Source organism: Sulfitobacter guttiformis (genome assembly GCF_003610455.1).
GTDB lineage: Bacteria > Pseudomonadota > Alphaproteobacteria > Rhodobacterales > Rhodobacteraceae > Sulfitobacter > Sulfitobacter guttiformis.
This window is the reverse complement of the sequence record NZ_RAQK01000001.1, coordinates 1,384,731-1,410,061: the sequence shown is the minus strand read 5'-3', so window position 1 is coordinate 1,410,061 and position 25,331 is coordinate 1,384,731. Positions and strand designations below refer to the sequence as shown.

The 25,331-nt window shown below is 55.4% G+C and carries 27 protein-coding genes; 23 read left to right on the top strand and 4 right to left on the bottom strand.

All coding sequences use genetic code 11. The features are described from left to right. The first annotated feature begins 7 nt into the window (after positions 1-7). The 12 genes from C8N30_RS07010 to C8N30_RS06955 all read left to right on the top strand — a co-directional run bounded on the left by C8N30_RS07010 (position 8) and on the right by C8N30_RS06955 (position 11,847). Positions 8-349, top strand: coding sequence for a copper resistance CopC family protein (locus tag C8N30_RS07010; RefSeq protein ID WP_025063796.1), 342 nt, complete (start codon positions 8-10; stop codon positions 347-349). A 2-nt stretch (positions 350-351) separates the two neighbouring features. Continuing rightward, on the top strand, positions 352-1,200 hold the full coding sequence (locus C8N30_RS07005) for a copper resistance D family protein (RefSeq protein ID WP_025063795.1): 849 nt from the start codon (positions 352-354) through the stop codon (positions 1,198-1,200). A 7-nt stretch (positions 1,201-1,207) separates the two neighbouring features. Then, a complete protein-coding gene (locus C8N30_RS07000; protein WP_025063794.1) occupies positions 1,208-2,506 on the top strand; it encodes a multicopper oxidase family protein in 1,299 nt (432 codons plus the stop codon). Further along, entirely contained in the window at positions 2,488-2,928 is a 441-nt protein-coding gene (locus tag C8N30_RS06995; protein ID WP_232222844.1) for a c-type cytochrome, read from the top strand. The genes C8N30_RS07000 and C8N30_RS06995 overlap by 19 nt, the downstream gene beginning before the upstream one ends. 174 nt (positions 2,929-3,102) lie before the next feature. Beyond that, positions 3,103-5,610 (top strand): heavy metal translocating P-type ATPase, encoded by a 2,508-nt coding sequence (locus tag C8N30_RS06990; protein WP_025063792.1) that lies wholly within the window; start codon positions 3,103-3,105, stop codon positions 5,608-5,610. Between the two features lie 10 nt (positions 5,611-5,620). Further along, on the top strand, positions 5,621-6,013 hold the full coding sequence (gene cueR / locus C8N30_RS06985) for a Cu(I)-responsive transcriptional regulator (RefSeq protein WP_025063791.1): 393 nt from the start codon (positions 5,621-5,623) through the stop codon (positions 6,011-6,013). Between the two features lie 69 nt (positions 6,014-6,082). Next, positions 6,083-6,559 (top strand): DUF305 domain-containing protein, encoded by a 477-nt coding sequence (locus C8N30_RS06980; RefSeq protein WP_025063790.1) that lies wholly within the window; start codon positions 6,083-6,085, stop codon positions 6,557-6,559. An 11-nt stretch (positions 6,560-6,570) separates the two neighbouring features. Next, positions 6,571-7,329, top strand: a complete 759-nt coding sequence (locus tag C8N30_RS06975; protein WP_025063789.1) for a glutaredoxin family protein — start codon at positions 6,571-6,573, stop codon at positions 7,327-7,329. Positions 7,330-7,913: 584 nt separating this feature from the next. Continuing rightward, the gene (locus tag C8N30_RS06970) at positions 7,914-8,156 is read left to right on the top strand and encodes a hypothetical protein (protein ID WP_025063788.1); all 243 of its coding nucleotides are present in this window, start codon (positions 7,914-7,916) and stop codon (positions 8,154-8,156) included. Next, the gene (locus C8N30_RS06965; protein WP_025063787.1) at positions 8,156-9,622 is read left to right on the top strand and encodes a TolC family protein; all 1,467 of its coding nucleotides are present in this window, start codon (positions 8,156-8,158) and stop codon (positions 9,620-9,622) included. Before C8N30_RS06970 ends, C8N30_RS06965 begins: the two co-directional genes overlap by 1 nt. Positions 9,623-9,636: 14 nt before the next feature. Then, a complete protein-coding gene (locus C8N30_RS06960; protein ID WP_120222843.1) occupies positions 9,637-10,995 on the top strand; it encodes a multicopper oxidase family protein in 1,359 nt (452 codons plus the stop codon). Positions 10,996-11,040: 45 nt separating this feature from the next. Further along, positions 11,041-11,847: a copper-binding protein gene (locus C8N30_RS06955; protein ID WP_025063785.1), complete on the top strand. Its 807-nt coding sequence runs from the start codon at positions 11,041-11,043 to the stop codon at positions 11,845-11,847. A 549-nt stretch (positions 11,848-12,396) separates the two neighbouring features. Here the strand turns inward: C8N30_RS06955 and C8N30_RS06950 are convergent. After that, the gene (locus C8N30_RS06950; protein WP_025063783.1) at positions 12,397-12,771 is read right to left on the bottom strand and encodes a hypothetical protein; all 375 of its coding nucleotides are present in this window, start codon (positions 12,769-12,771) and stop codon (positions 12,397-12,399) included. Between the two features lie 223 nt (positions 12,772-12,994). Here C8N30_RS06950 and C8N30_RS19290 point away from each other — a divergent pair, with 223 nt between their 5' ends. Next, a complete protein-coding gene (locus C8N30_RS19290; protein WP_025063782.1) occupies positions 12,995-13,327 on the top strand; it encodes a helix-turn-helix domain-containing protein in 333 nt (110 codons plus the stop codon). A gap of 98 nt (positions 13,328-13,425) precedes the next feature. On the opposite strand, the gene C8N30_RS06940 is transcribed toward C8N30_RS19290, so the two are convergent. Beyond that, positions 13,426-14,310: a LysR family transcriptional regulator gene (locus C8N30_RS06940; protein ID WP_025063781.1), complete on the bottom strand. Its 885-nt coding sequence runs from the start codon at positions 14,308-14,310 to the stop codon at positions 13,426-13,428. Positions 14,311-14,438: 128 nt separating this feature from the next. Here C8N30_RS06940 and C8N30_RS06935 point away from each other — a divergent pair, with 128 nt between their 5' ends. The 5 genes from C8N30_RS06935 (at position 14,439) to C8N30_RS06915 (ending at position 18,201) form a co-directional block, all read left to right on the top strand. Then, positions 14,439-14,918: an ester cyclase gene (locus C8N30_RS06935; RefSeq protein WP_025063780.1), complete on the top strand. Its 480-nt coding sequence runs from the start codon at positions 14,439-14,441 to the stop codon at positions 14,916-14,918. Positions 14,919-14,944: 26 nt separating this feature from the next. Then, on the top strand, positions 14,945-15,439 hold the full coding sequence (locus tag C8N30_RS06930; RefSeq protein ID WP_025063779.1) for a nuclear transport factor 2 family protein: 495 nt from the start codon (positions 14,945-14,947) through the stop codon (positions 15,437-15,439). A 43-nt stretch (positions 15,440-15,482) separates the two neighbouring features. After that, positions 15,483-16,031: a luciferase domain-containing protein gene (locus C8N30_RS06925; RefSeq protein WP_025063778.1), complete on the top strand. Its 549-nt coding sequence runs from the start codon at positions 15,483-15,485 to the stop codon at positions 16,029-16,031. An 825-nt stretch (positions 16,032-16,856) separates the two neighbouring features. Next, a complete protein-coding gene (locus tag C8N30_RS06920) occupies positions 16,857-17,183 on the top strand; it encodes a helix-turn-helix domain-containing protein (protein ID WP_051567238.1) in 327 nt (108 codons plus the stop codon). Then, the gene (locus C8N30_RS06915) at positions 17,170-18,201 is read left to right on the top strand and encodes a reverse transcriptase family protein (protein WP_025063776.1); all 1,032 of its coding nucleotides are present in this window, start codon (positions 17,170-17,172) and stop codon (positions 18,199-18,201) included. The genes C8N30_RS06920 and C8N30_RS06915 overlap by 14 nt, the downstream gene beginning before the upstream one ends. A gap of 11 nt (positions 18,202-18,212) precedes the next feature. On the opposite strand, the gene C8N30_RS19475 is transcribed toward C8N30_RS06915, so the two are convergent. After that, on the bottom strand, positions 18,213-18,407 hold the full coding sequence (locus tag C8N30_RS19475; RefSeq protein WP_025063775.1) for a hypothetical protein: 195 nt from the start codon (positions 18,405-18,407) through the stop codon (positions 18,213-18,215). Between the two features lie 214 nt (positions 18,408-18,621). Next, entirely contained in the window at positions 18,622-19,299 is a 678-nt protein-coding gene (locus C8N30_RS06905; protein ID WP_025063774.1) for an SDR family oxidoreductase, read from the bottom strand. 371 nt (positions 19,300-19,670) lie between these two features. Here C8N30_RS06905 and C8N30_RS06900 point away from each other — a divergent pair, with 371 nt between their 5' ends. From C8N30_RS06900 to C8N30_RS06875, 5 genes are all read left to right on the top strand, one after another. Then, the gene (locus C8N30_RS06900) at positions 19,671-20,039 is read left to right on the top strand and encodes a hypothetical protein (protein WP_025063773.1); all 369 of its coding nucleotides are present in this window, start codon (positions 19,671-19,673) and stop codon (positions 20,037-20,039) included. A gap of 67 nt (positions 20,040-20,106) precedes the next feature. Continuing rightward, positions 20,107-20,415 carry a hypothetical protein gene (locus C8N30_RS06895; protein WP_025063772.1) on the top strand — a complete coding sequence of 103 codons (309 nt, stop codon included), beginning with the start codon at positions 20,107-20,109 and terminating at the stop codon, positions 20,413-20,415. 500 nt (positions 20,416-20,915) lie between these two features. Continuing rightward, entirely contained in the window at positions 20,916-21,662 is a 747-nt protein-coding gene (locus C8N30_RS06885; RefSeq protein ID WP_025063771.1) for a hypothetical protein, read from the top strand. After that, positions 21,659-23,968, top strand: coding sequence for a DDE-type integrase/transposase/recombinase (locus C8N30_RS06880; protein WP_025063770.1), 2,310 nt, complete (start codon positions 21,659-21,661; stop codon positions 23,966-23,968). The genes C8N30_RS06885 and C8N30_RS06880 overlap by 4 nt, the downstream gene beginning before the upstream one ends. Continuing rightward, positions 23,965-24,906 (top strand): AAA family ATPase, encoded by a 942-nt coding sequence (locus C8N30_RS06875; RefSeq protein WP_025063769.1) that lies wholly within the window; start codon positions 23,965-23,967, stop codon positions 24,904-24,906. The genes C8N30_RS06880 and C8N30_RS06875 overlap by 4 nt, the downstream gene beginning before the upstream one ends. Positions 24,907-25,331: the final 425 nt, after the last annotated feature.

Below are 25,331 nucleotides of genomic sequence, written 5' to 3'. Positions count from 1 at the left end.
CGAGAAAATGAAAAATATAATACTTGCTGGCATGATTGCCTTTTGGGCCACAGGCGCTGTGGCGCATTCGGCCATGGACGAGACGACACCGGCCAATGAGGCGGTTTTGACTGACGCTCCATCCGAAATTGTCATGAACTTCTTGCACGATATTCGCCTGACAAAGGTGCGCCTGACACAAGCTGATAACCCTGCCGTCGATCTGGATCTGAGTGCCTACAAAGGAATGGAAATAGATTTCACTGTCCCTATGCAGTCCGTGGGAAGCGGGACCTATGTGATTGACTGGCGCGGATTGGGGGCTGACGGCCACGCGATGACTGGCTCGTTCAGCTTTGTTGTAGAGTAACGATGCCTGATATCTGGGGGCAGGCAGCGATCATCATCAAGGTTGCGCTTTATCTTGGCGTGTTGACAGCAGTCGGAAGTGTCATCGTCGCATTGGTATTCCGGCTGGAGCGCTTGCGAGGGGTGGCGCTGGTTTTTGCGGTGGTCGGCCTTGTGGCTGCCGCGCTGTCCTTTTCGTTGAGCGGTGCTAACCTGACCGGTGACGCAAGTGGCATGTCAGATCCGGAAATGCTGGGGCTTCTCTGGACCACGTCCGTCGGGACAGCATTTATGGTCCGGCTGATCGGTCTGGGGCTGCTGATCCTTGGTCTGTTTTTAGGTCGGGGCGGGCTATGGCTCTCGGCCGTTGGTGGCCTTGTCTCGCTCTGGTCGTTTGTTCAGGTGAGCCATGTATCGACCCGAGAAAACGTGCTCCTTGATATCTCGCTTATGCTGCACCTGGTTACCATCGGCTTTTGGATCGGGATTCTGATCCCGCTAAAGCGGCTGGCATCGGCTGAGGCCACATGGCCCGAGGCCGCTGATCTCGGGCACCGGTTTGGCATCCTCGCGAAGATCATGATCCCTGTATTGATTGTCGCGGGAGTGTATATGAGTTATGTCCTTGTCGGTTCGTTCAAATCGCTGGTGAATACAGGTTATGGGCAGGCCCTGATCCTGAAGGTCGTATTTGTCGCCGGGTTGCTTGCCTTGGGTGCCGCTAATAAACTGCGGTTCATCCCGGCTTTACAGGCAAAAGACCCGCATGCGGCAGGCCATCTGTCAAAATCCATATCCGTTGAGTGGGGGGTGATCCTCGCTGTTATCGGGACGACAGCGCTTTTGACGTCCAATCTTACTTTGCCAACATGAGGTTCACATGAACAGACGACAGTTTCTCGCTTCGGCTTCGGCTCTCGCTCTCCTTCCGCGCCAAGTAATGGCAGCACAAGATCCGCTGCGGCTGAAGGCTGAAGCGGTCGTTCAGCAGGTCCTGCCGGAGGGCGATGGCATGACCGCGATGCTTGGGTTCAACGGCGCGATGCCCGGGCCTGAACTGCGGGTGCGCCGTGCGCAGCGCGTTACTGTGGAAGTCGAGAATGGATTGGACGAAGGCACGGCGGTCCACTGGCACGGAATCCGGTTGGAGAACAAGATGGACGGGGTTCCTGTTTTGACGCAGAGCCTTATCGATCCCGGCAGGACCAAAACATACAGCTTCGTGCCTCCGGATGCAGGAACCTATTGGTATCACTCTCACTACATCTCCAATGAACAGGTTGCACGGGGCATGATGGGGCCGTTGATCGTCGAGGATGACGTGCCGCCGGATGTTGATCACGATATTACTGTGCTTTTGTCGGATTGGCGGATGCAGGAAGATGGCAGCCTTGTTGAAGAATACAGCGACATGCATAGTGTCGCCCACGGCGGATACATGGGGAACTTCGCGCGCGGGTTCCTGTCCAAATCTACGGTTCAGGTCGGGGATCGCGTCAGATTGCGGATGATCAATGCGGCTACAAACCGTATCTTTCCGGTGCAGGTCACTGGTGTGAGCGGATCAATCATGGCCTATGATGGCATGGCCTTGGCTGTGCCGCGCCCCCTGACACAGGTCATTCTGGCTCCGGCGCAGCGTGCCGATCTGATTGTCGATGTAGAGGCCGATGTCGGTTTTGATATGGTCATCCGTGACGGACTATATCGCTTGGCCGACCTTGCAGCCGAGGGCACAAATACCGATAGGATGCCAAGCCCGATCACAGCGCTGTCACCGCCTGATCTGCCGATACCTGACACGCCAAGCCAGCATTTGACGCTGACAATGATGGGTGGTGCGATGGGCGGACGGCACGACGGCGATAATATCTGGGCATTCAACGATGTTTCCGACTTGCAGGAAGAACCGTTTGGGACATTCCAGCGGGGCGAGACCGTCAGGATCACCATGGTGAACGATACGTCGTTTCCGCATGGTATCCACCTGCACGGTCATCATTTCTATGAGGTGGGCGAGGGCAATGCCTTGGGCGATCTGCGCGACACGACACTGGTGGATGCAGGGGCAAGCCGCGATATCATCTGCGTCTTCGATAACCCCGGGCGTTGGCTTTTGCACTGTCACATGCTCAGCCATGCTGTTGGCGGGATGCGCACATGGGTCAATGTCGTATGAAATGGCTCGCGCCACTCCTGATTGTCTTGGCCACTGCCGCTGGCGCGGATCACGAACTGGAAAACCGGGATCTATCTGCGGGAAGCGCTTTATACGATCAGCACTGTGCAGCATGTCATGGCGCAGACCTCGAAGGTCAACCTGACTGGCAGTCGCCCGATGCGGACGGGGTGCTGCCCGCTCCGCCCCATGATGCGAATGGCCATACGTGGCACCACGATAATGCCCTCCTGTTCAATTACACAAAACTGGGTGGGAAAGGCGCACTGGCCGCATTGGGCATCAAGGATTTCAACAGTGGCATGCCTGCCTATGAGAGTGTGATCCCCGACGGTGATATCTGGAATATCCTCGCCTATATTCGATCAACCTGGCCCGCGCGGGAGCGCGATATTCAGGCAAGCAGAAACCCGCCTCACTGACGCAAGAGGGCTGTGTGAATCCTACGCCGAGAGTGATTGCTCTCGGCCCTGCACCAGATAGTCTTGCATGGACCCGTGACGATGACGGATGAGTCGACCAAATCGGTATTGCCCCTTGACCTTCCATCCACTGGAAGCACTATCTCTTGATTATGTCAGATCAGGAGTCTCATTATGAGCAGCGAAAATTCATTCACCTTTTACGTCCGCGAGATGAATTGCGGCTCCTGCGTGGGTCGGGTCGAAAAGGCGCTGCTTTCCGTGCCGGAGGTGCAAGAGGCTACAGTCAACCTCGCCGCCGAGACTGCCACTTTGGTGGTCGGCGATAGTTTCGATATGGGTTTGATCGCCACAGCGCTCGATACCGCAGGGTATCCAGCCGAGTTGCAAGCGTTCCGCTTTTCTGTCGAGAATATGTCCTGTGCGTCCTGTGTCGGCCGTGTCGAGCGCGCCCTTGCAGCCGTTCCGGGTGTGGTATCCGCTTCGGTGAACCTGCCGCAAGAGGAGGCGACCGTTCAGGCACTGGGTGTATCGGCGGCCTCGATTGCACAGGCGGTAACTGTTGCGGGTTATCCTGCGAGTGTGATCACGGATCAGGGCAGCGTCGATGTTACCCAAGAGCGAAAAGCGGCAGAAACGTCACATCTCAAAATCATGACGCTGGTTGCGGCGATTTTGACGATGCCTGTGTTCATTCTCGAAATGGGCAGTCACATGGTCCCCGCGCTGCATCACTGGATCATGAACGCGCTGGGCATGGGGCTCAACTGGGGCATCCAGTTTGTCCTGACGACCATCGTTCTGGCGTGGCCCGGACGGGATTTCTACCTAAAAGGCTTCCCCGCATTGTTCAAAGGCGCGCCCGATATGAACTCGCTGGTGGCGCTTGGCTCGTCCGCCGCTTGGGGGTTCTCCACTGTCGCACTTTTCGCACCGTCGCTTTTGCCTGCTGGCACACGCGTTGTCTATTTCGAGGCAGCAGCGGTCATCGTCACCCTCATTTTGCTGGGACGGTTTCTTGAGGCACGGGCGAAGGGACGCACGGGACAGGCTATTGCCAAGCTGGTCGGCCTCAGGGCAAAGACCGCCCATGTGGAACGGGACGGCGAAGTGATTGAGCTGCCGGTGGATGAGATCGTTGTCGGTGATCTGGTGCAGGTTCGGCCGGGCGAGAAAATTGCTCTGGACGGAACCGTGGTCAAAGGCGCGTCTTACGTAGATGAAAGCATGATTACGGGCGAACCTGTGCCTTCCGAAAAGACCGAAGGCGCGGGTGTGGTGGGCGGCACTGTGAACGGAACCGGCGCGCTGGTTTTCCGCGCGACAGCCGTTGGCAGCGATACGATGCTGGCTCAGATCATCCGCATGGTCGAAGAGGCACAGGGGGCCAAGCTGCCCATTCAGGATTTGGTCAACCGGATCACGCTATGGTTCGTGCCTGCCGTTATGGTAGTGGCGGCGGTGACGTTTCTAACGTGGCTGCTGGTGGGCCCCGATCCCGCGCTCAGCTTTGCGCTGGTCGCTGCGGTGGCGGTCCTGATCATCGCGTGTCCTTGCGCGATGGGTTTGGCCACGCCCACATCGATCATGGTGGGCACGGGGCGCGCGGCCGAACTGGGGGTGCTGTTCCGGCGCGGCGATGCCTTGCAGTCGCTTAGCAACGTGCAGACAGTTGCTTTGGACAAGACCGGCACACTGACACAGGGCCGTCCGGAACTGACCGATTTGACAGTGACGGACGGATTCGAGGAAGCCGATGTTTTGCTGCTGGTAGCCTCGGTTGAGGCCACATCGGAGCATCCGATTGCGGCGGCCATCCTACGGCGCGCTGAGCAGGACGGGCTGTCCCTTGCACCCGTCGAGGAGTTCAACTCCGTCACGGGCTACGGGGTCAGCGCCGTCATAGAGGGGCGCAAAGTCCTTGTTGGGGCAGACCGCTTCATGATCCGTGAAGGAATCGCACTTGACGATGTCGAAGATGTGGGAATGAAGCTGGGCCAAGCCGGCAAGACGCCGCTGTATGCTGCCATTGACGGGCGTCTTGCCGCCATCATCGCAGTGTCGGACCCGATCAAACCCAGCACAGCCGAAGCGATTTCTGCCTTGCATGCCTTGGGGCTCAAGGTCGCCATGATCACCGGCGACAATCACGCGACAGCCAATGCGATTGCGGCGACACTTGGCATTGATACGGTTGTGTCCGAAGTGCTGCCGGAGGGCAAAGTTGCAGCAATCCAAAAGCTTCAGGCAGGGGACCGCAAGGTCGCATTCGTCGGGGACGGGATCAATGATGCGCCCGCTTTGGCTCATGCGGATGTTGGCGTGGCGATCGGCACCGGCACTGATGTTGCGATCGAGGCGGCGGATGTGGTGCTGATGTCTGGAGACTTGAAAGGCGTGGTGAATGCGTTGCACATCAGCCGACGAACGATGCGCAATATCCATCAAAACCTGTTCTGGGCGTTCGGGTATAACGCCCTGCTGATCCCCGTCGCTGCGGGTGTGTTTTATCCCCTGTTCGGGTTGATGTTGTCGCCTGCACTGGCGGCGGGGGCTATGGCGCTTTCGAGTGTATTTGTGCTCTCTAACGCGCTGCGCCTGCGCTGGATCGCGCCGACGCTGTCGGAAGGGCGCACGCAAAAAGTTGAAACCGTCAACCTTGTGCCAGCGGCGGCGGAATAGGAGACACCCCATGAACATCGGTGAAGTATCGAAGAAGGCGGGACTGCCGCCCAAAACGATCCGCTACTACGAGGATATCGGCCTGATCACACCCCTGCGCGATCCAAACGGGTATCGCAGTTTCCGTGACAGCGACATGCACAAGCTGGCGTTTTTGGGCCGCGCGCGCGCCCTGGGGTTCACCATCGAGGATTGCCGTAATCTGTTGGCGCTATGGGATGATCAGGACCGCGCCAGCGCCGACGTGCGCGCAATCGCCAAAGAGCATCTGGCCCAGATCGAGAGCAAGATCGCAGACCTCGCTGCCATCCGCGATACGCTGTCCCATCTGGTGCGTGAATGCGCCGGTGACGGGCGTCCTGATTGTCCAATCCTGAACAAACTCGAGAAATTTTCGACGTAATTATGGAACCCTCCAGCGCTGGAATGGGGTTTTAACCCCAGAGACGCAATTTATCCGGAGGTTATTTTCATGTCCTATTGGCGCTTTTTAGCGATGATCATCACATCGACTGTGGTGATGTTCTGTCTGATGTATCTAAACACCTACGCTCTCGATCATGTATTTTTCAGTGAAACCCGCAGTTACATGGCGCTTTATATGGGGGCCGTGATGGCAGTGATCATGTTGGCTTTCATGCTGGGCATGTACACCAACCGCAGCGCCAATATCGCTATCCTCATCGGGAGCGTGGCGATCTTTGCAGCCTCATTGTTTCTGGTGCGCAGTCAGACAACTGTCGATGACACATCGTGGATGCGCGCCATGATCCCACACCATTCCATCGCGATCCTGACTTCCGAGCGGGCAAATATCTCCGACCCGCGGGTGCGCCAGCTGGCTAACGATATCATTGAGGCGCAACGGCTGGAGATTGCAGAAATGAAGGCGCTGATCATCGATCTGGAAGGCGGCCCAACCGCGACACCTGAAATCGACGGCAAGTGAAGGAGACTGACATGCCCAAAGATCAAAACACGAAAACCGCAGAGCTTTACCGTATGGTTATGCCAGACCACACTTGTCCCTATGGCCTGAAGTCAAAGGACCTATTGGAGCGGCAGGGATATGAAGTCGAAGATCATCATCTGACGACCCGGGATCAAACTGATGCTTTTATGGAAAAGCATGACGTAAAGACCACGCCACAGACTTTTATCAACGGTGAACGGATCGGCGGGTACGAGGCCATGCGCATCCACTTCGGCCTCGACAAGCCCGAGGACGAGCAATCCGATACTTCCTATCAGCCCGTAATTGCAATCTTTGCGGTCGCATTCCTTATGGCACTTGGCCTGTCGTGGTATAGCTTCCAAAGTATCGTCACGGTGCAAGCGTTCGTCTGGTTCATCTCCATCTCGATGTGCTTTCTGTCAGTTCAAAAGCTTCAAGACATCGAGAGCTTTTCCACCATGTTTTTGAACTACGACTTGCTCGCGAAACGCTGGGTTCCCTACGGCAAAGTCTATCCGTTTGGGGAAGCATTTGCCGGGATCGCCATGACTGCTGGCACGCTGTTGTGGATCGCTGCACCGGTGGCGATCATCATCGGCGGCATCGGTGCCGTATCGGTGATCAAGGCGGTCTACATCGACAAACGGGAACTGAAGTGCGCCTGCGTAGGCGGTGATAGCAACGTGCCGCTTGGTTTCATTTCCCTGACGGAAAACCTGATGATGCTTGGCATGGGGTTCTGGATGCTGATCAGAATGCTGTAGTTACGCCCGGAGAACGGTGGCGTCGGCAAATGGGCGCCACCCTTTTTAGAAAGTTGAAAACCTTCCAGCGCTGGACGGATTGACAGAGCTTTACAACTGGCCCACACGAGAGGGATGACATTGAGAAGTTCCTTAATTGCACTGCTCAAAACGCTCGCTTGCGCGGCGTTCGCTTTTGCATTGGTGCTTCTCCCACCGAGCGCTTCGCACGCGTCTTCAAACATGCATGACAGCCATCATGCGGTATCTGACAAAGCCGATCACAGCGGTATAGATCATAGTGCGACGGCTGTGACCCAATCAGAATGCGGCGCTTTAGCAAGTTCGGATAGCAAGGATCATGTAGGCGGTAAATGTTGCAGTGGTATTTGCAGCTCTGTTGTCCTCGGTGAGATAGGCACTGTTTTTGTGAGGCAGTCCACAAGTGGCGGCTATCTGCCGCTCAATCCACAGATGAACTCTGTCGCGCAGTCCGGCTTCTTGCGCCCTCCCCAATTCCTGATTTGATCCGGAGCTCTTAACGGAGCTTTTCGTCTCGCGTGTCAGTGTGCGCGGTTCTGAAATCCATCAATCAGGCTCATCTCATGAAAATTCAACTCGTTATGGGGGCTTCGGCCCTCGCACTCGGCGCATGTGCTCAAGATATCAAGCCGTTGCCATATACCCAGACACCGTTGCCAGTTGTGACTGCCCAACAGTCCGTGACGAACGCGGCAGTCGTGTCCCCGATCAGATATCAGGACCCGCTTGCGGGATACACCTATCGCGGCCCGACTGGCCCGCGCGACTGGCGGACGGTCAACGAAGAACAATCGGAGGGTAACTGATGCGTATCTCGAAACTCCCGTTGATTGCTGGCATCCCATTATTCCTTGGTGCCTGTGCGGTGGCCGTACCGGGCGCCTACACAGAGCCGAAAGCAGGCTTTGCCAATGTGGCGAGCCAGATCACCCCTGCTATTGGAAAACGGACAGTATTTGCCGAGACCCAAGCTGAAAACGAAGCGCTCAAGAAGCAGGTGCATGGCATGGTGCATCGCAAAACGATCTCGGCGGATACTGCGGTGCAGGTGGCTTTGCTGAACAATAAGGGCTTGCAGGCGTCCTATGCGAATGTCGGACTGTCCGCCGCTGATGCGTGGCAAGAATCCACACCGGTCAATCCGATCGTCTCTATAGGTGTTTTGGGGATTGGTGCGCCCGAACTGGGTGCATACCGCGCCATAGAAGGGCTGATCCGCGCCAACATTCTGGATGCGACGACACGCAAGCAGCGCCGCGAGATTGCGGACGCGAGCTTTCGTCAGGCGCAACTGGCGGCTGTGAATGATACCTTGTCGCTGGCAAATCAGACCCGCCAAGCTTGGATCACAGCGGTGGCCGCATTTGAAGCTGTGGGCTATCTCAAGCGTGCAAAGGTCACATCAGACGCAGGGTCCGAACTGGCACGCAAGCTGGGGGAAACGGGTGCCCTGAATAAAGCCGGTCAGGCCCGCGAACAGGCGTTCAACGCAGAACTGGCGGGGCAACTGGCAAAGGCGCGGCTGAATGCAGAAAAATCCAAGGAAGAGCTGACACGCCTCATGGGGCTGTGGGGCACGGATGTGGACTATTACGTCCCCGATGCGCTGCCTGCATTGCCGAAGTCTGTCGGCAGGATTGACAATATTGAGGCCAAGGCGCTTCGCAACCGCGTGGATCTGCGCGTTGCAAAATTGGGGCTTGAGGCACAGGCAGCCGCCTTCGGTCTCACGGACCAGACCCGGATTGTCAGCGATCTTGAGATCGTCGCAGGGGCCGAGTTCGAGCGCGAAGCAGGCGAGGACGGGGACACCGAGAAAGTCCTCACTCCACAGGTCGAACTGGAGTTCGCAATTCCGATTTACGACACGGGCAAGGCACGGATGCGCAAGGCGGAGCTGTCATATCTGCAAGCAGCAAACGTGCTGGCTGAGACGGCCGTGAATGTGCGCTCCGAGGCACGCGGTGCAGAGGCATCCTATCACGCGACCTACAAGATCGCGCGCCACTACAGGGATGTTCTGGTGCCCCTGCGCCAGACCGTCGAGGAAGAAGGGCTGCTGTCCTACAACGGGATGATCACAAACACGTTCGAACTACTGACAGATGTGCGCGAGAAGCTGAGCGCATCTCTTGAGGCGGCAAATGCGAAAGGCGATTTCTACATGGCTCAAGCCGATCTGACAGCTGCCATCTACGGCGGCGGCGCTGGCGGCGGTGGTGGTGGTGGAGAAGGCGCAACGGTTGCCGCTGGTGGCGGCGCAGGACATTGAAAAGGAATGATGATATGTTGAACAGACGTCAATTACTTGGAGCAGGTGCCGCAGGCGCCACGCTGGTCTCCTCCCAGGCCTGGGGCCAAACACTGAACATGGGCCTGCCAGAAGCGGCCCTGATGGACACCGCCGCCACCCAGGTCACGTCGCGCCCGTCGTCGGGGGTGGATTACAATCCTGTCGTGACGCTCAATGGCTGGACCTTGCCCTACCGGATGAACAACGGGGTCAAGGAGTTCCACCTTGTGGCCGAACCGGTCGAGCGCGAGCTGGCTGATGGCATGATTGCACATTTGTGGGGCTATAACGGCCAGTCGACCGGCCCCACAATCGAGGCGGTTGAGGGTGACCGCGTGCGCATCTACGTCACCAACAAACTTCCGGAAAATACCTCCGTCCATTGGCACGGTCTGATCCTGCCCTCGGGTATGGACGGTGTTGTGGGCCTCAGCCATCCGGGGATCAAGCCGGGCAAAACCTTTGTCTACGAGTTCGATTTGGTCAAATCCGGCACTTTCATGTACCACCCGCACGCCGACGAGATGGTGCAGATGGCGATGGGGATGATGGGCATGTTCGTCGTCCACCCCAAGGACCCGACATTCATGCCCGTGGACCGCGATTTCCTGATCATGCTGAACGCGTTCGACATCGATCCGGGCACCTACGTGCCGCGGATCATGACGATGGCGGATTTCAACCTGTGGACCTGGAACAGCCGGATTTTCCCCGACATCGACCCGCTGGTTGTGAACAGGGGCGACAAGGTTCGCGTGCGTGTCGGCAACCTCACGATGACAAACCACCCGATCCACATGCACGGGTATGACTTCAAAGTGACCTGCACCGACGGTGGCTGGGTGCCGGAGAGCGCGCAGTGGCCCGAGGTCAGCATCGACATCCCCGTGGGCGCGATGCGGGCGTATGAGTTCACCGCCGATCACTTGGGCGATTGGGCAATCCACTGCCACAAATCGCACCATACGATGAATGCCATGGGCCATGATGTGCCGACATTCATCGGGGTGGACAAAAAGCAGCTGACGCAAAAAATCCGGACCTTCCAGCCGGATTATATGCCGATGGGCACGGCCGGTATGGGCGACATGGGCAAGATGACCATGGAACTGCCCGACAACACTATTCCGATGATGAACGGTTGGGGACCGCACGGCCCGATCGAGATGGGTGGTATGTTCTCAGTCGTCAAAGTACGTGAAGGGATCGGAGCGGACGATTACGAGGACCCCGGCTGGTATGAAAACCCTCCAGGCGAGCAGGCGTATGAATGGACCGGTGAGCTGCCAGAGTTTGCGTCCAACACCAGCTCGAAAACCATCATTACACCGAAGCAAACGCAAAAGGGCTAAATCGGCCTTTTGCTCGAAACATCAACAAAACTACAGGAAAAACAGATGAAAAATCTTCTTTTGACGACCGCGATTGCGTTTACTTTTACCGTGCCGGCGTACGCTTCTGGCACTCATGGTGGCGCCCATGATGCGGTAAAGGTTGAAGAAACCGAAGCCCATGGTGCAGATGGCCATGGCGATAACCATGCGGCAATGATGATGATTGGGATGCCCGGTGACGCCACAAAAGTAGACCGGACCATCAACGTCACCATGGTGGAGACCGATGACGGAAAAATGCTGCTTCAAGGGGATGAGATGACCTTCGAGAAAGGCGAAACCATCCGCTTTGTGATCGAGAACAAAGGTGAGCAGGAGCATGAGTTCGTCCTTGATACGGTGGAGCGCAACGCTGCCCACAAGATCGAAATGGCCAAGATGATGATGGAGCATGACGATCCAAACCGCATCACCCTTGATGCCGGTGCGTCGGGCGAAGTGATCTGGACCTTCTCAAATGACGGCGCATTCGAGGCTGCTTGCCTCATGCCAGGGCACTACGAGTCCGGTATGTTTCGCGCTGTTGCTGTTGGAGACCAGATGGCAAAGGCCAGGATGACGATGGCACCCGCGGAGGTGCAAGTGGCACAGGCTGACGTGGAATACACCAAAGGCACTGTTGCAAAAGTAGACATAAAAGGCGGCAAGGTGACAATTGATCATGGCCCATTGCTGAACCTCGATATGCCCGGGATGAAGATGGTGTTTCGTGCAGATGAAGAGATCATCTCGAAGCTGTCCGAAGGGCAAAACATAGAGTTTGTGGCGGAGCCAGTCAAAGGCAAGCTGACCGTAACCCAGTTGAAGTAACGCAAAGGGGAGGCGGTGTTTTGCGTCGCCTCCCGTCGTTCACACAAGGTGGTGCGGGGTATCATTGCCGCCTCAAAAACCGGTTTGATGGAGCCTGAAATGAATTTTGGCGTTTTAACCCTGTGCTCTACCCGGCATTGGCTGAGCATTCGACCGTCCGATGCAATTAAGAATGCCGTCGCCACGATCTGACGCCGCATCAAACGGACCAAGGGCTGCCTGCGCCGTGACGGCGTGTTGCTCACGATGTTCAAGCTTGCATGTTGTACTGAGGAAATATGGCGTCGATTTTCTTAAACTTCATTCTCGCAAGGCGACTTTGTCCCGCACGGTGTGAATTCACCCATCGGAAATTTTGCATTTGCAGCGAAAGTCCGCTTCGACGGGTTGCACCGCAGCATCTTGACCATTCGTCGAACGGTTGGTCTGGGCCGGGAGCCGAAGCGTGCTGGCTCACAAATTGAGCAAGTTCAGACGATTCCATTTGCTGCCCGTCTTTTCTTTTCAGAGTAGTCGGAAGTAGGAGGGGCAGCAATCGGTACTAATCCATCAATTGGGTTGTTTTGCCTGATTGAGGGCGGTTTTCACCCGCGCTATTGATCGCAAACGTTGATGTGCGGATAGATCGCTTGTCGGATATGGCTGCGAGTCGATGACATCGCCGCCACCTTCGGGCATGATCCGCCAGCCGAATGCTTCAAGAGCCCGTGTGGCAACAGCTCGGACCGCACGCCTTTTTTCCTGTGCAGGGCCGAGGATGACGACGTATGCGACTTCTTTGGTGAATTTTTGATGGTGATAATAGTCGACCATCAGCGCAAAGTGGTCTGACGGGTATTTGTCTTCGAGCCAGGCGTTGGTGTCGGTCAAGTCATCGCGCAACAGATCGATGCGCTCTCCCGGCTTGAGTTTTTTTTCATACATGATCGCGGTCTCCCTTGGTTGTGAGAAGAACCTTGGCCAAAGTGCACCAATGCAAAGTAATTGCGCCCGGTTTGTTCGTTTTTGGCGTTTCCCGATCCAGGACAGCTCCAGTGGCAGTAATTTTTCCTTCGTCCTTTTCAGATCTGGCCAATGTTCATTGCAGAAATGCGATTTTCTTGAGCTCAGAGCTTCAGGACAAGGAGCATCTGTATGGGAGGCAAAGATGAGTAAGAAGCCGATTTCATTTCGGGAGCGGATGAACCTTGCACGTCCGGATGTGCTCGCAAGGCAGAAACGCAACCGCCGTAAAAGCGCCATTGCGATCCAGCTTCGTGTTTTGCGCGATGCGCAAGGCATGACCCAGGCTGATGTCGCACAGGCGACGGGCATGACCATACAGTACATCGAGAGGATGGAGTCACTGGTCGGGCTGCTTCCAAGCATTGAAGACCTTGAGCGCTTCGCCGTCGTCTGTGGCGGTCGCATCGAAGTGGTAATCTCGCCTGACAAGTCGGATCGCCTAACTGATACATCTGATAACTCCTCATGGGAGTAGTCTGTTCACTCCCTGGAGCGGGCCCTCGCTGCGGTCAGCACCGAGGTCCGGTGTGCGGGACAAACTGCGCTTTCGCTGCGGCTGCACCGATGGCAGGTTCAAGTCTTTTGCTGGGTTAAAGCATCCAACAACAGATGAACAAGGCCATGCTTTGGGGCATTGGCGGGCCAGACGGCGAAGACTTCGATCGCGTTCAACTCCCAGTCGGGGAGGACATTTTGCATGAGCCCAGATGCCAAATCGGCATCCGCCAGGAAGTCTGGAATGATGGCAAGCCCGGCGCCTGCACGGGCCAGCCGATAGAGAGCCTGCGCGTCATTGGCAAAGACCTGGGGCTCCGGCTTGATGCTTTCGCGGTTTCCGCCCGCTTTGCTGAATGCAATGGGCGCGCTGTGCACCGGCGTGAGTGCCAGCCAATCCCAGCCAATAAGGTCTTTGGGATCAGCAGGAAGCGGTTGCGACGAGAGGTATTCAGCGGAGCCGACCAACTTGCGCTTGACCGAAAACAGTTTGCGCGAGGTCGCGGAGCTTTTTGCCTTCGGCCCCATACGGATCGCAATATCGAAGCCGTCGTCGATGAGCGCACGTCGTGTGTCCGAGAAGTCCAGAAGCAATTTGATCCGAGGGTATGCACTGGAAAACGACGCGATCTGCTCCGTGAAATGCGATTGTGACAGAACGGATGGAATAGTGACGCGAAGCTCGCCGCTTGGCGCAGTTGCGGAAACCGACAGATCAGCCAACTCGCCTTCGACGGCCTCCAGCATCTTGTGCGTTGCAGCCAGAAGCCTGTGGCCCTCGGGCGTCAGAGTCAGCTTTCGGGTCGAGCGATAAATCAGCGCGACGCCAAGGCTCTCCTCAAGCTGCGAGATATGGTGACTGATCACCGAGGGCGACAGCCGCAGCTCCCGAGCAGCGCCACGGAACGATCCGTGGTCAATCGTCTTTGCGAAGATTGCCATCTGGCGCAATCGGTCAATCATAGCGTCAGATATCCGAACAGTTAAATCTATCTATCCTATCTTATGCGGGTATCAAGATTTGTCCATCTTGGTGGCAGAAGGCACGCAGAACGCGCAACGCCGTCAATGACCGACCAGGAGATACATCCATGAACGCTTTCCAAAGAACTCTCGCAGTGGCCTCGCTTGGCCTGACAGCCATCGCAACCAGTGTAGCCGCAGACGACATGGCTAACGTGCAAACCTTCTACGATCTGCTCAGCAATCCCGGCTCCGAAACACACGTGGCGGCGTTCCTTGGCGCGACGTCCGAGAGCTGGGAAAGCGTAGGCGACTACTCTGGCGAGAACGAGGGCCGCGACGGGTTCGTCGGGCAGATGGGGTTCTTCAGCCAACTCATTCCTGATCTCGACTGGTCGGTGCAGGCGATGCATCAGGACGGTGATTTCGTGACCGTGCGCAGCCGTGCAACGGGAACGCCAACAGGCCCGTTTTTCGGCGTGGATGGTGAGGGGCGCAGCTTCGACATCCTGACCATCGACATCCACGAATTGGACGATGGTGTGATTGTCCGCACCTATCATGTCGAAGACTGGGCCAGCGCGTTGCAGCAGCTTTCCGGTCGGTGATCTCACCCCCCAACAGGAGTATCAACATGCACAGACGACAGCTTCTTGCCGCATCCGCTGCCGCCGCGACCGGGATTACCCTTGCAGCGCGGGCAACCGCGCAGACCACCGACGATGGAACCCAAGCCTCTTTTGACACAGTCATGGCCTTCATGGAGGCTATGGGCGGTGGCGACATGGACAGCATGGGTGCGCTTATGGCCGACGACATGGTCTGGCAGAACGAAGGCGACCCTGCCCTGCCATGGATCGGCACATGGGAAGGCAAGGAGACGATCTTTGGTTTCCTCGGTTCGTTTTCACAGAATGTGCAGGTGACCCACTGGGAAAACCAGGATGCTTTTGCCTCCGGTGACACGGTGGCCGTGTTTGGTCGGATGAAATTGCTGCTGACAGGCTCTGGCGCAGAAACAGATGAGTTCACCTTTGCTTTGCGCGCCAAGGTGCGCGACGGACAGGTCGTGCTGTGGAACTGGTTCGAGGACAGCTACGCCGTGAGCCAAGCCTTTCATGCAACCTGAGGACACGGATCAACGCCGCGGCCGAGACGTTAAGGAGAGAGAGATGCCCAGACTTCGACCCCTGATTTTTGTCTCGGCCGCAGTATCGCTGCTCATCGCAGCGGCACCCGCGTCCGCGCAGGATGTAGCGTTCCCGATGCGCGATGGTGCGCGGCCGGAGACGACGAGCGGTGTGCCACATGTCCAGATTGGCATTCAGCCGGTCCCGAAACTGTCGGAGGAAATGCTGCGTCAGGTCACCGACTTTCCCGGAGTCGCTCTTGGGGCGACCCGCGTATCACTCCCCGGTGCCGTTGGGTTCCAATTGACGGGCGACGTCTCGATCGCACAACCGCAGGCCATCGTTGGTGGCCGAGAGTTTGCGCATCTTCACCCCGACGGCAGCCTACATGCCTCATTGCACCCGGAGACAGCCCGCGCCGCGGTGGAGGCCGGTTGGGCCGTCGCTCATCCTTGGGCCAATCAGCGCGCAGGTTGGGAGGGTTTCGTGATGATCTATACCCCAGTCACCGAAGCGGAATTGGACGTGGTGCTTCAATTGGTCCGAGGGTCGTATACCTACATCACTGGCGAGGCCTTGCCCGAAACGTAGCGATAGCAGCCAATGGTGCAAAGTCCAGCACAGGTCCAATTGGGCTCGAAGCTACCGTTGATCTTATGATCAGGTCAGTGTCAGTGAAATCAGCAGGAAAAGACCAAGGCACCAGGACTTTCTAAAAGCAGCCAGAGGATCGTTCATCGACCACGGCTTCGGTTGATCCCAACTGGCGCAAGATAACATCATGACAGAACCCATCGGCATCCCGCGCCGATCTGGCCCCCACTCAGGTGGGGTCCTTTACGAGTTGGGTGAAGTTGAGGAGGCGGCTCACTTTTTGTCAAAAAAGAAACTTCAGAGTGAGAATCTGCCGCCGAAAATAGCGGCCCGAGAACCCGTCAAATCTTCATGCCGATAAAATATTACTCCTGGTGATATTTTATTTGACAGCTCGGTTCGAATCTTGTAGTTAGTAAGCGTGAGGATTGTTCATCCAAGGAGCAGAACCCGTCTGGAGTTGGGGCCATGAGCCCTGTGGAGACCAATGGTCTCCGTCTCAATCCCGTTCGTCGGCAGGGACCGCGGCAGCGCGCCGCACCCGCTGGGCTCGGGTGCGGCATGTTCGAGGTAAATCGTCGCTGAACTGACCTTCTTCCCAATGGGCACCGGCACTTCCGCCGGTGGGTTAGAAGGATACTTTAGGATGAGCAAACGAAATCGTCACCAGCGGCGTCGCCGCCGGTCTGGCAGGAACTACGGGTGGCTTTTGAAAGTCATCGTCCTGTTGGGCCAGGCAATACAATATGTTGTTCGTTTTTGGTTCTGGTTTATGGGCCTTGAGTGAGCGGCGACCTCGAAAATAGCCGATCGGAGGGAAAGATGTCTGATGTAAAACGACCAATGATAAATGACGCCCTTCGCCTGATCCGTCTCTATCACGGATACTCACAGGCAGAGTTGTCTGAAGAGCTCGGACTGTCTCAGTCGATGATCTCGGAAATTGAACGCAGCGCCAAATCGGTCTCGATTGACGTTCTGGAGCGTTACAGTGAGAGACTTGGGGTGCGTATGTCGCAGCTCATGTTCTTCGCTGAAGAACTCGAAGGCGAGCCGGTTCAGAAGCGTGGAAAACTCATCGTCGCAAATCGCGTATTGAAACTACTGGAGGCATTTTCTCCAAGGGAGACTTCAGGTGCGGCGCAATAGTAAACCACCCCAGTATGAGAGATATGATCTCGAGCGTTCTCCCTTTGCCCAGCAACCAACTCAGCGCGATGTCGCCGCCTTGTTGGGCGAAACTAAGGCTGATCTCCAGCGATTGATCAACTACAAGGACGAGTTCATCGTCCGTCGACAGGAGAAGATTGGCGGGAAGGTTCGCGATCTTGCCTATCCCGTGTCGAGATTGCGCGGGGCGCATGAGCGTCTCAAATTTCATCTGAACAAGGTCCGTCAGCCCAATTACCTGTTCAGTCCGCGCAAGAAACGAAGTCAGCGCGATAATGCGGAGCTGCATCTTGATCAGGATCAGTATCTGACGCTCGACTTGAAACAGTTCTACCCCTCAACCACCGAAACGATGGTTTATCGTTGGTTTGTGGACGAGCTCGGTATGTACGAAGATGTCGCAGGGTTACTAACTCGCCTGAGCACAGTCGACGGCATAGTTTCCTTCGGATCACCTTTGACACCCGTTCTCTGCACCTTAGTCCACCGGCCGATGTTTGATAATATCTCCGATATATGCGACGCGCGAGGGTTGCGACATTCTCTGTGGGTTGATGATCTGACCGTTTCTGGGAAATTCATTCCGGGTAAGGTTGTCACCAGCATTAGGGAAGCTGTTCGAGAGCGCGGCCTTCGCTCACACAAGATCAATTATAGATCTGGAAACCGCCCAGTTATTTTAACCGGTATTGGTGTCGTGGGTCGGAATCTTCTTTCGCCCAACTCGCTGAATCTTAGGATTAAAAGGTATTGGAAGGATTTACATGAAGCGGAGACCAATGAGGAGAAGGTCGCATGCGCGCAACTCCTAATGAGCCAGCTCGGTACCGTCCGCCACATAGTTGGTCAAAAGTCAGACGTTGGGATGCGTGCCGCAGATCAGATGAACATGCTCAGGCAGAAACGAAATAAGTGGTTGCAGGAAACGTCGGTAAGTTTGCCAGCTCCTGAAGAGACAGAAACTGCATCGGCAGATACTGAAAACATTCCTTTCTGAGATTGAGATTATCAGTCCGACTTCTTACGCTTTGCCACAATCTCGAAAAGCCTAACATCAATAGGCCGCTGCAATGCCATCGCCTCGTGCGCCGGTGCTGTCATCCACGTCTCCAATTCCGCAGGATCGATCAGCTCACTGGGAAAGCGCTGTTGGCCAGGATCGAGCTGAACCGCGCGACAAAACCCGTCAGTCGGCCCCTGCATCGCGTTGTGAAGGGCACCTCAATTTTTTGACTATTTTCGTATCGACACGAGCGAGCTGGGAGCTGACGGTACGATGTGCACCCCCATATTTTCGGCTATAGTAAATCTATGATAGCGGATTTCCGCTTTCAGCCTGCGACGGGTACAGGGCCTACCGTCCCCATGCAGGGCGTGCCCCCGCCCTGCACCTCTGGCCGCAGCGGGGTTGGGCTCATTAGCCGGTCGGCATGACAGTCATTTCCGGAATGTTCGAGCGCTCGGGCTGGCTCAACGCAAACATCACTGCGTTTGCCACGTCCTCGGGCTTGAGCTTGTCCGGCTTAGGTTCGGAAAAGAACGCCGTGTCGACCATGCCGGGTGCGATAACGGTACAACGTCCACCCCACCCGCGCATTTCCTGCGCCATATTTCCGCCATAGCCATGCACGAACCATTTGGATGCGCCATAAATAGAGCCCGGAATATGCACCTTCCCCGCAACAGAACCGGTCAGCACGAGGTGGCCGCGTGTCTTGCGCAGCTCCGGCAGGCTCGCCTTCGCGGTATAGAGGAGCGCCATGATGTTCAGGTCAATCAACTTGCGCCATTCTTCCGGATCGCCGTTCTCGGTCCCCGGCGTGTCAAGACCCATGCCTGCATTGGCAAAGGCGCCGTGAAGCCCCCCGAAATGCTCAACTGTGGCAGCAATCGCGTTCTGCTGTTCAGTAAGGTTGGTGGCGTCTCCGGACACAACAAGGCTCGCGTCACCAAGTTCGGCATGCAGATCGGCGAGCTTGTCCTCGGATCTGGCCATCAGTCCGACATTCCAGCCCGCGGTCACGGCCGCCCGGGCGGTGGCGGCGCCAATGCCACTGGACGCGCCGGTTATGAACAGTGTCTTGCGGTCAGTCATGAGGTACTCCTTTTCAGTATTGGTATCAGCTAAGCCCCCGCGCGCGATCGTCCACCCGCGCAAGGCCAATGCAATCAAACGGTTAGATAGGTTTCCGATTCACCGTTGGCCAGAGTGCGGCAAGACCTACATCGAAACCAGCGTGCGCATACTGGGATTATGGGCTCACCAGTTCCGATTTGATGCGTACAGACAGATTATTCCTAAATTCTATTATTTCTGCTTCGTCTTTTTCGCATCTGGCCAACATTGATTACGACAGAAGCAAACAAGCAAAGGACATCGAGAAAACCAACGATAGCCGTCGAAGCTGCGGCACACCCTCCGAACCAAAATCTTGACGTAACAAATAACAATTTTGGAGGTGACCTATGAACTCGATAACCCCTTTCGACCTGCGCCATGCCGTGTCGGCACATCGCAGCCCTGTCCACGAATACGTGGCTCAAAACTGGCCTGCCTTGCGCAACGCCGCCGCGCTACTCGGTGGCCAGCGCGCGGCCCAGGAGGCCGATCGCCTTTTCGATGACCTAACGACTCACGCGACGATCGGCATACATGCCAAGCGGCGCCTCGAACGGATGATGCGCCGTCTCGAGCTCGACGAAGATATCGTCAGCGAAGACGTGCTCCTAAATGTAATCAATCCGTTTGATCCGGTGGTCGATCAACTCTGCCTGCTGGCTGACGGTTTGAGGCATGCGTCTGAAGAAGCCAGCTATATCTGCGGATTGTCGTGATCTTAGCAAGATCCCACCGCCACCCGCTTCCCCAACTCCCAGTTCAAACTACCAAGGAGAGTCAGCGATGACCCAAGCTATGAAACAAGCGCAATTCGAAATGATCCCCGCACTGGAAGACCATCTCAGAGAGAACGGGGAAACCTTGTCGGAGTTGCTCTTTGCATATGCCGATGTCAACGCGATGGCGGCACTGTCGCTGCTGCGTGACAGTAGTCCCCAGCCTCGTGATCACCAACGGGATCAAGTCGAGATCATCAGGGCCTGCCTCGCGAAGTTTGGCGGTGCTGATATTGGCGATCGTCCGGACTTCGATGCAGCGGTTCGCTGGCACGGTGCGCGTCTGGACGAAACTCTGTCCCTGATGAGGGCCTGAGGGAGCCGCAAACAGGATTATTTCGCCCAATTGTCACAGCCGGCTCACGGAGAGTGCAGTTAGCTCTGCACGGTTTACGAAAAGTTCTTAGTAGGACAGTGACTGACGAATCAGCATCGAAAGCACGGTCAGTCATGCAACCAGAAACAAAAGAGAATGTGATGAAACACACGCGACTGCACACCTACTCAAGAGCCGAATTTGTCAAAGGGAGTTTCAAAAGCTTCGGTGGCAACAACCCCATAGCCGGACATTTTGCTGTCTGTGATTTCGCTTGCGTCACGGAGACGAGGTCAAAAGGGAATTTATCGGCGATGATCTGATCAGTCGCAATAAAATGGCATCCGCTTCGATCTGAAACGGATGCCGAGTTGGGATGAGATCCACCCTTAGTCTGTAGCCGACATAGAGACCGAAAACGGTCCAGGCAACAACGGATCTCTGTCCCGCCCGCAAATTCAAAGAAACCGAAATCTGTCGATTTCGGTAATGGAGATCCTATGTCCTACGATGTAATCGACCACGATACGTTTGCCTGCTCACCACCCAAGCTCGCGAAATCTCCAATGATTAAGTTGGATGATATTCACGGGGTTCTGCCGTTTGATGGGGTGCGCAACCCCGGTTCCCGCAGTTCGACGTCACACCGGGTCTGGTTGACCTATAAAACCCCCGCAAACAATTGGAAACTCAAGGTCGGAATCTGCGAAAGTGCGGCTGAAGCCGCTGTGTCAATGGAGTTCCTGATTGACCCTGATATCTATGATGTCAGATTTCAGCCACTTACCGTTCGTTTTCAGTGTGATGGGAAATCACGTGAATACACTCACGATTTGCTAATCACGCTCAGGAATGGGCATCGTCGCCTTGTGTTCGTCCGCAACCAAGCGAGCTTGGATAAGCCAAAAACCTGGCGTGAAATTGCGGCCATTGGTCGAGCGACACCGCCGTCTTCTGCAAACGACATGATCGTGGTTAGTGCGGCGGACTACTCTCGCCAGCGGCGTGAAAATCTATTCCGGATGCATGAGCTCATGCAGCAGATCGATACTGAGGCGGATGATCTCACCCTGTCAGCCATCGAGGGCACGAAGTCTATCTGGCAAATGAGGGATATATTCCCCCATGTTGATCTGCCACAGTCGCGAGTCTTCCGTGCTTGTTATCGTCTCATCGCCCGCAAGAAATTGATCGCCAATTTGGATCACGTCATCCACGAGACTTCGCGTGTGGAGGTGGCGGCATGAGCCTTGTCCCACAGTATAATTATCCAGCGGGCACAGAGATAACACTCTACAACGAAAAAATGTCAATCTGCGCCATGCAAGAAAATGGCTACGAGATGCTCAATCTGGAGACGGGTGAGGTTGGTGTTACCTCATTCTCCAAGTTTGCCGAACTCCAAAAATCCCCAGCCATGAAGATTGGGGCTGACGCCGGATTGCCATCTACGGAGCTGGAAATGCGCCTCGGGAACCTGAAGGTGGCGGAGCAGCTTGCCCCGCCACAGCAAGAACGTGGGCAGTTTCATCATGCCTTCTGTTGCGCAACGGCGATGCTACGAACCAAGCTCCGCCGAGAACACGGCATGCCCGACCTTCGTCTTACAGGGGCGTTGTTGAACGATGCAGACAACCGCAAATTTATTTGCAAGGTTGCGACAGAGATCTTTGGTAAAAAGGTCAGGCCTAAGGGCTTTCGCGGAGGCCAGAACAACGAGTGGGTTCTCTATGACGGTCGGACAATCCTGAAATATTTGCAAATATTTGACAGGCTCGAGGTTGATGACGACGTTATCGCAGCACTCGCAACTCGAGATCATCTCAAGGGCAACAACACCAAACGGATTGATTGGACACTCTTGCAGTTGATGACCCAAGCTTGGGAAGAAATCGGTCTGGACCTCAAAGGTCCATCCGTCTCGAACGTGCACCATCATCTGGAGATGCTGGTATTCGAAGAGAACGGCCGTCGCATTCGAAATGGGCTGGCTAAACTTGTCGTCCCTTCACACAAAACGTTGAAACGTCACCAACAGTACTTACTCAACCCAACAGAGTTTTTGGTCGCGACTAAGGGTGAGCGCCATGCGCTCAACAAAAGGGGCAGGGGTAGTACAGATCTGCGGGGATTATTTCCCGGGGAGTTGGTTGAAGCCGACGAATGCAAGCTGTCGCTGATATCGTCTGCAAAAGAACGTGGGTATTGGGAAAATCTGTCGAATGAAGACCAACAAACCCTCGAAGAGATCGACAAAGAAATCAGAACTCGTCTGACATTGCTTGTGATGATTGATGTTGCCACCAGAATGCCGCTGGCTTGGGTCGTAAGCGACAAGCCCAAGGCGGAAGCCACACTTGCGCTGTTGAGGATGGCGACCCGAGACAAGACAAAGGAAAAAATTAAATACGGGTGTGAGGGCGACCCAGCTCCGGCCATGGGCTTGGGTTTAGTTAAAACTGACAACGGCGTAGGGCTTCGAAACAAGACAGTAGTTGAGGGTCTTTTGGGGACCACCGCAATCTACGCTGCGGTGAGAGCATACGCATCGGCAGACAAGCCCTACGTCGAGCGCCTGATCGGTACGACCGAATCGCTGCTCATCAAATTGATCCACGGCTATACTGGTCGGAAAGCGGGGGAGCTTCCTGGCTACAACTCCAATGCCAATGGACTTCTCGATATTGATGAGCTTTACGGTATTCTGACCCGCTTCTTCATTGATGAATACCCTTCTTTGCGGCACATGGGTGTCGGGATGGGCGGCAGACGCCCTGCCGAGGTTCTTAAGGAGCTGAACAAAACACGCGGTCTGTTCAAAATGATGGATGCTGATCAGCGGCGCATTCATCTGGGTTGGAAATTCGAAGTCACTCCGAACGATGAGGGTGTCCGGGTTCTCTCTGGTATCTGGTTTAACTCGCCTGAGTTTCAGGTGGCCGTTGATGATCACGCGGTATCGAAGGTTTCAGTTTTCGTTGATCCAGAAAACGTAAACGATGCTACCGCAATCATTCCTGGGGTCGCGCGCGAGTTCAGGCTCCAACTTCAAGTGACGGCCTTCGCCGATCTAACGATTCCCGAGGTTCTTGAGCTCACTGAGGCGCATCGCAGAGAAGATCCTGCCATCACGGAAATTTACGAAGACCGGATCGCATCAACTCGACGTCAGAGGTTTGACCTACTCAAACAGATCGGTGTCGAACGCAGGTTGACCCGGAGCCACTCGACTTTCGAAGAGTGCCGTATAAAGGCGCGGCACGTTTTTGCTGGTGCCCGTATCGTTCGGGCGCCCGAAGGTGGTCAAACTGTTCGTCCGGGTGACCTCACTGCCAGCATGCAGGGTCCGGGAGTCTTTCTGATAGGCGACGGGAACGCAGCAATCGATCATCAGGAAGCCAACCACTCTGAAAGCCCAGCTGTTCAACTCGACGGTGGAGTGACTTTCAAAGGCAATGATGGCATAACTCCGGCCGGGCCAAAATCTGCTGAGCCACGCGATTTAAGCCAAGTACCGCTCGGTCGTCCAAAGAAGGGCGGTAAGTTCTCATGACATTTGTGAACGAGGAGAAGATCGCAATCGTTAAACGCCTCAAGGCACCTCATTTGGAGTTTCCACGTGCAAAGACGCTAAAACTGGCCTTCCAAAAATGCGTAGAGGAGTACTATTTGCACCAAGAGATCCAAGACATGGAGGTCCGTGGGTTGATTGTCACCGGGCAGTCTCGGGTGGGAAAATCACGCGAGCTGAAGAAGCTGATCCGGGACTTCAACGCGAGTGAAACCCTCATGCCAGACGGGCGGCCTGCGAAGATCGTCAGTTGTCTTCTTTCGGGCCGAGTGACGTTCAAAGACTTGGGGATAAAGACCCTTACAGCCCTTGGGTATGATCTTCAGCGCAACCGCACCCAAGAGTATATCTGGGAGAGAGTGATCGACCAAGCAGCTGGTCAAGGCGTCATAGGAATTCACTATGATGAATGTCAGCACGTCTTTGGTGAAGGTTCGAAGTCGAACAGGATATTTTTGGACAGTTTCAAGTCGATGATGAAAGAGCCACGCTGGCCATTGATGATGATTTTGTCCGGCGTGCCGTCGTTGGCTGAATACATTCAATCGTATGAACAGCTCGATGCACTGGTGGACCCGGTGCATTTCACAACAATCAAGATTCGACGAGATCAGGAGCAGCTGACCAAACTTCTATTTGCTTTCGCCGATGAAGTGGACATTGAGATCGAGCAAATTGTGACTCAAGATTTCTTGGCCCGTCTCGACCATGCTTGTTCGCATCGATGGGGTCTTGTCATTGAACTCTTGATTCAGACGCTGGCCGAAGCAAAAGTGGCGGGGAAATCTCAGTTGGACGTTCAAGATTTCGCCGCTCAGTTTGCCTTGAAGAAAGGTCTTCCAAAACAATATTCACCTTTTACCGCACCGGACTTTTTACAGGCGTTCGACCCGCAAAGACTACTTGCGCTTAACGGATGAACCGACATGTGACAGGATACCCATCGAAGAAAATCAGGCCCGCCTTTTGGCGGGTCTTTTTTTAAGCCAGCTTTGCATACTTATGGGTCAAAGGTGCACCCTTATGCTGTCCTCTGCAAAGTGGCGCGCCATAACAGACTGATAAAAAACATTTTTAATCAAGGCTTAAAAGCCGCACTAAATGATTCGTGCATTCATATGCCTCATTGGCAAATTTTTTGCGACTAGTGTCCGTTGTTATATAAAATTGGACATTAGAGCTGCTCTAGCACTGGAGGCGCATGCTCGTTTTTGTGAATATTTATGCGGCAATTTTTTATGCCGCAAACGGCTTTTTTACCGCCCGGCAGAATTGTCCTGAGAGGGACATCTTGTTGATGGCTGTGATTTCACCTTTGAATCAGTTAGCCGCTCTAACGACCGAT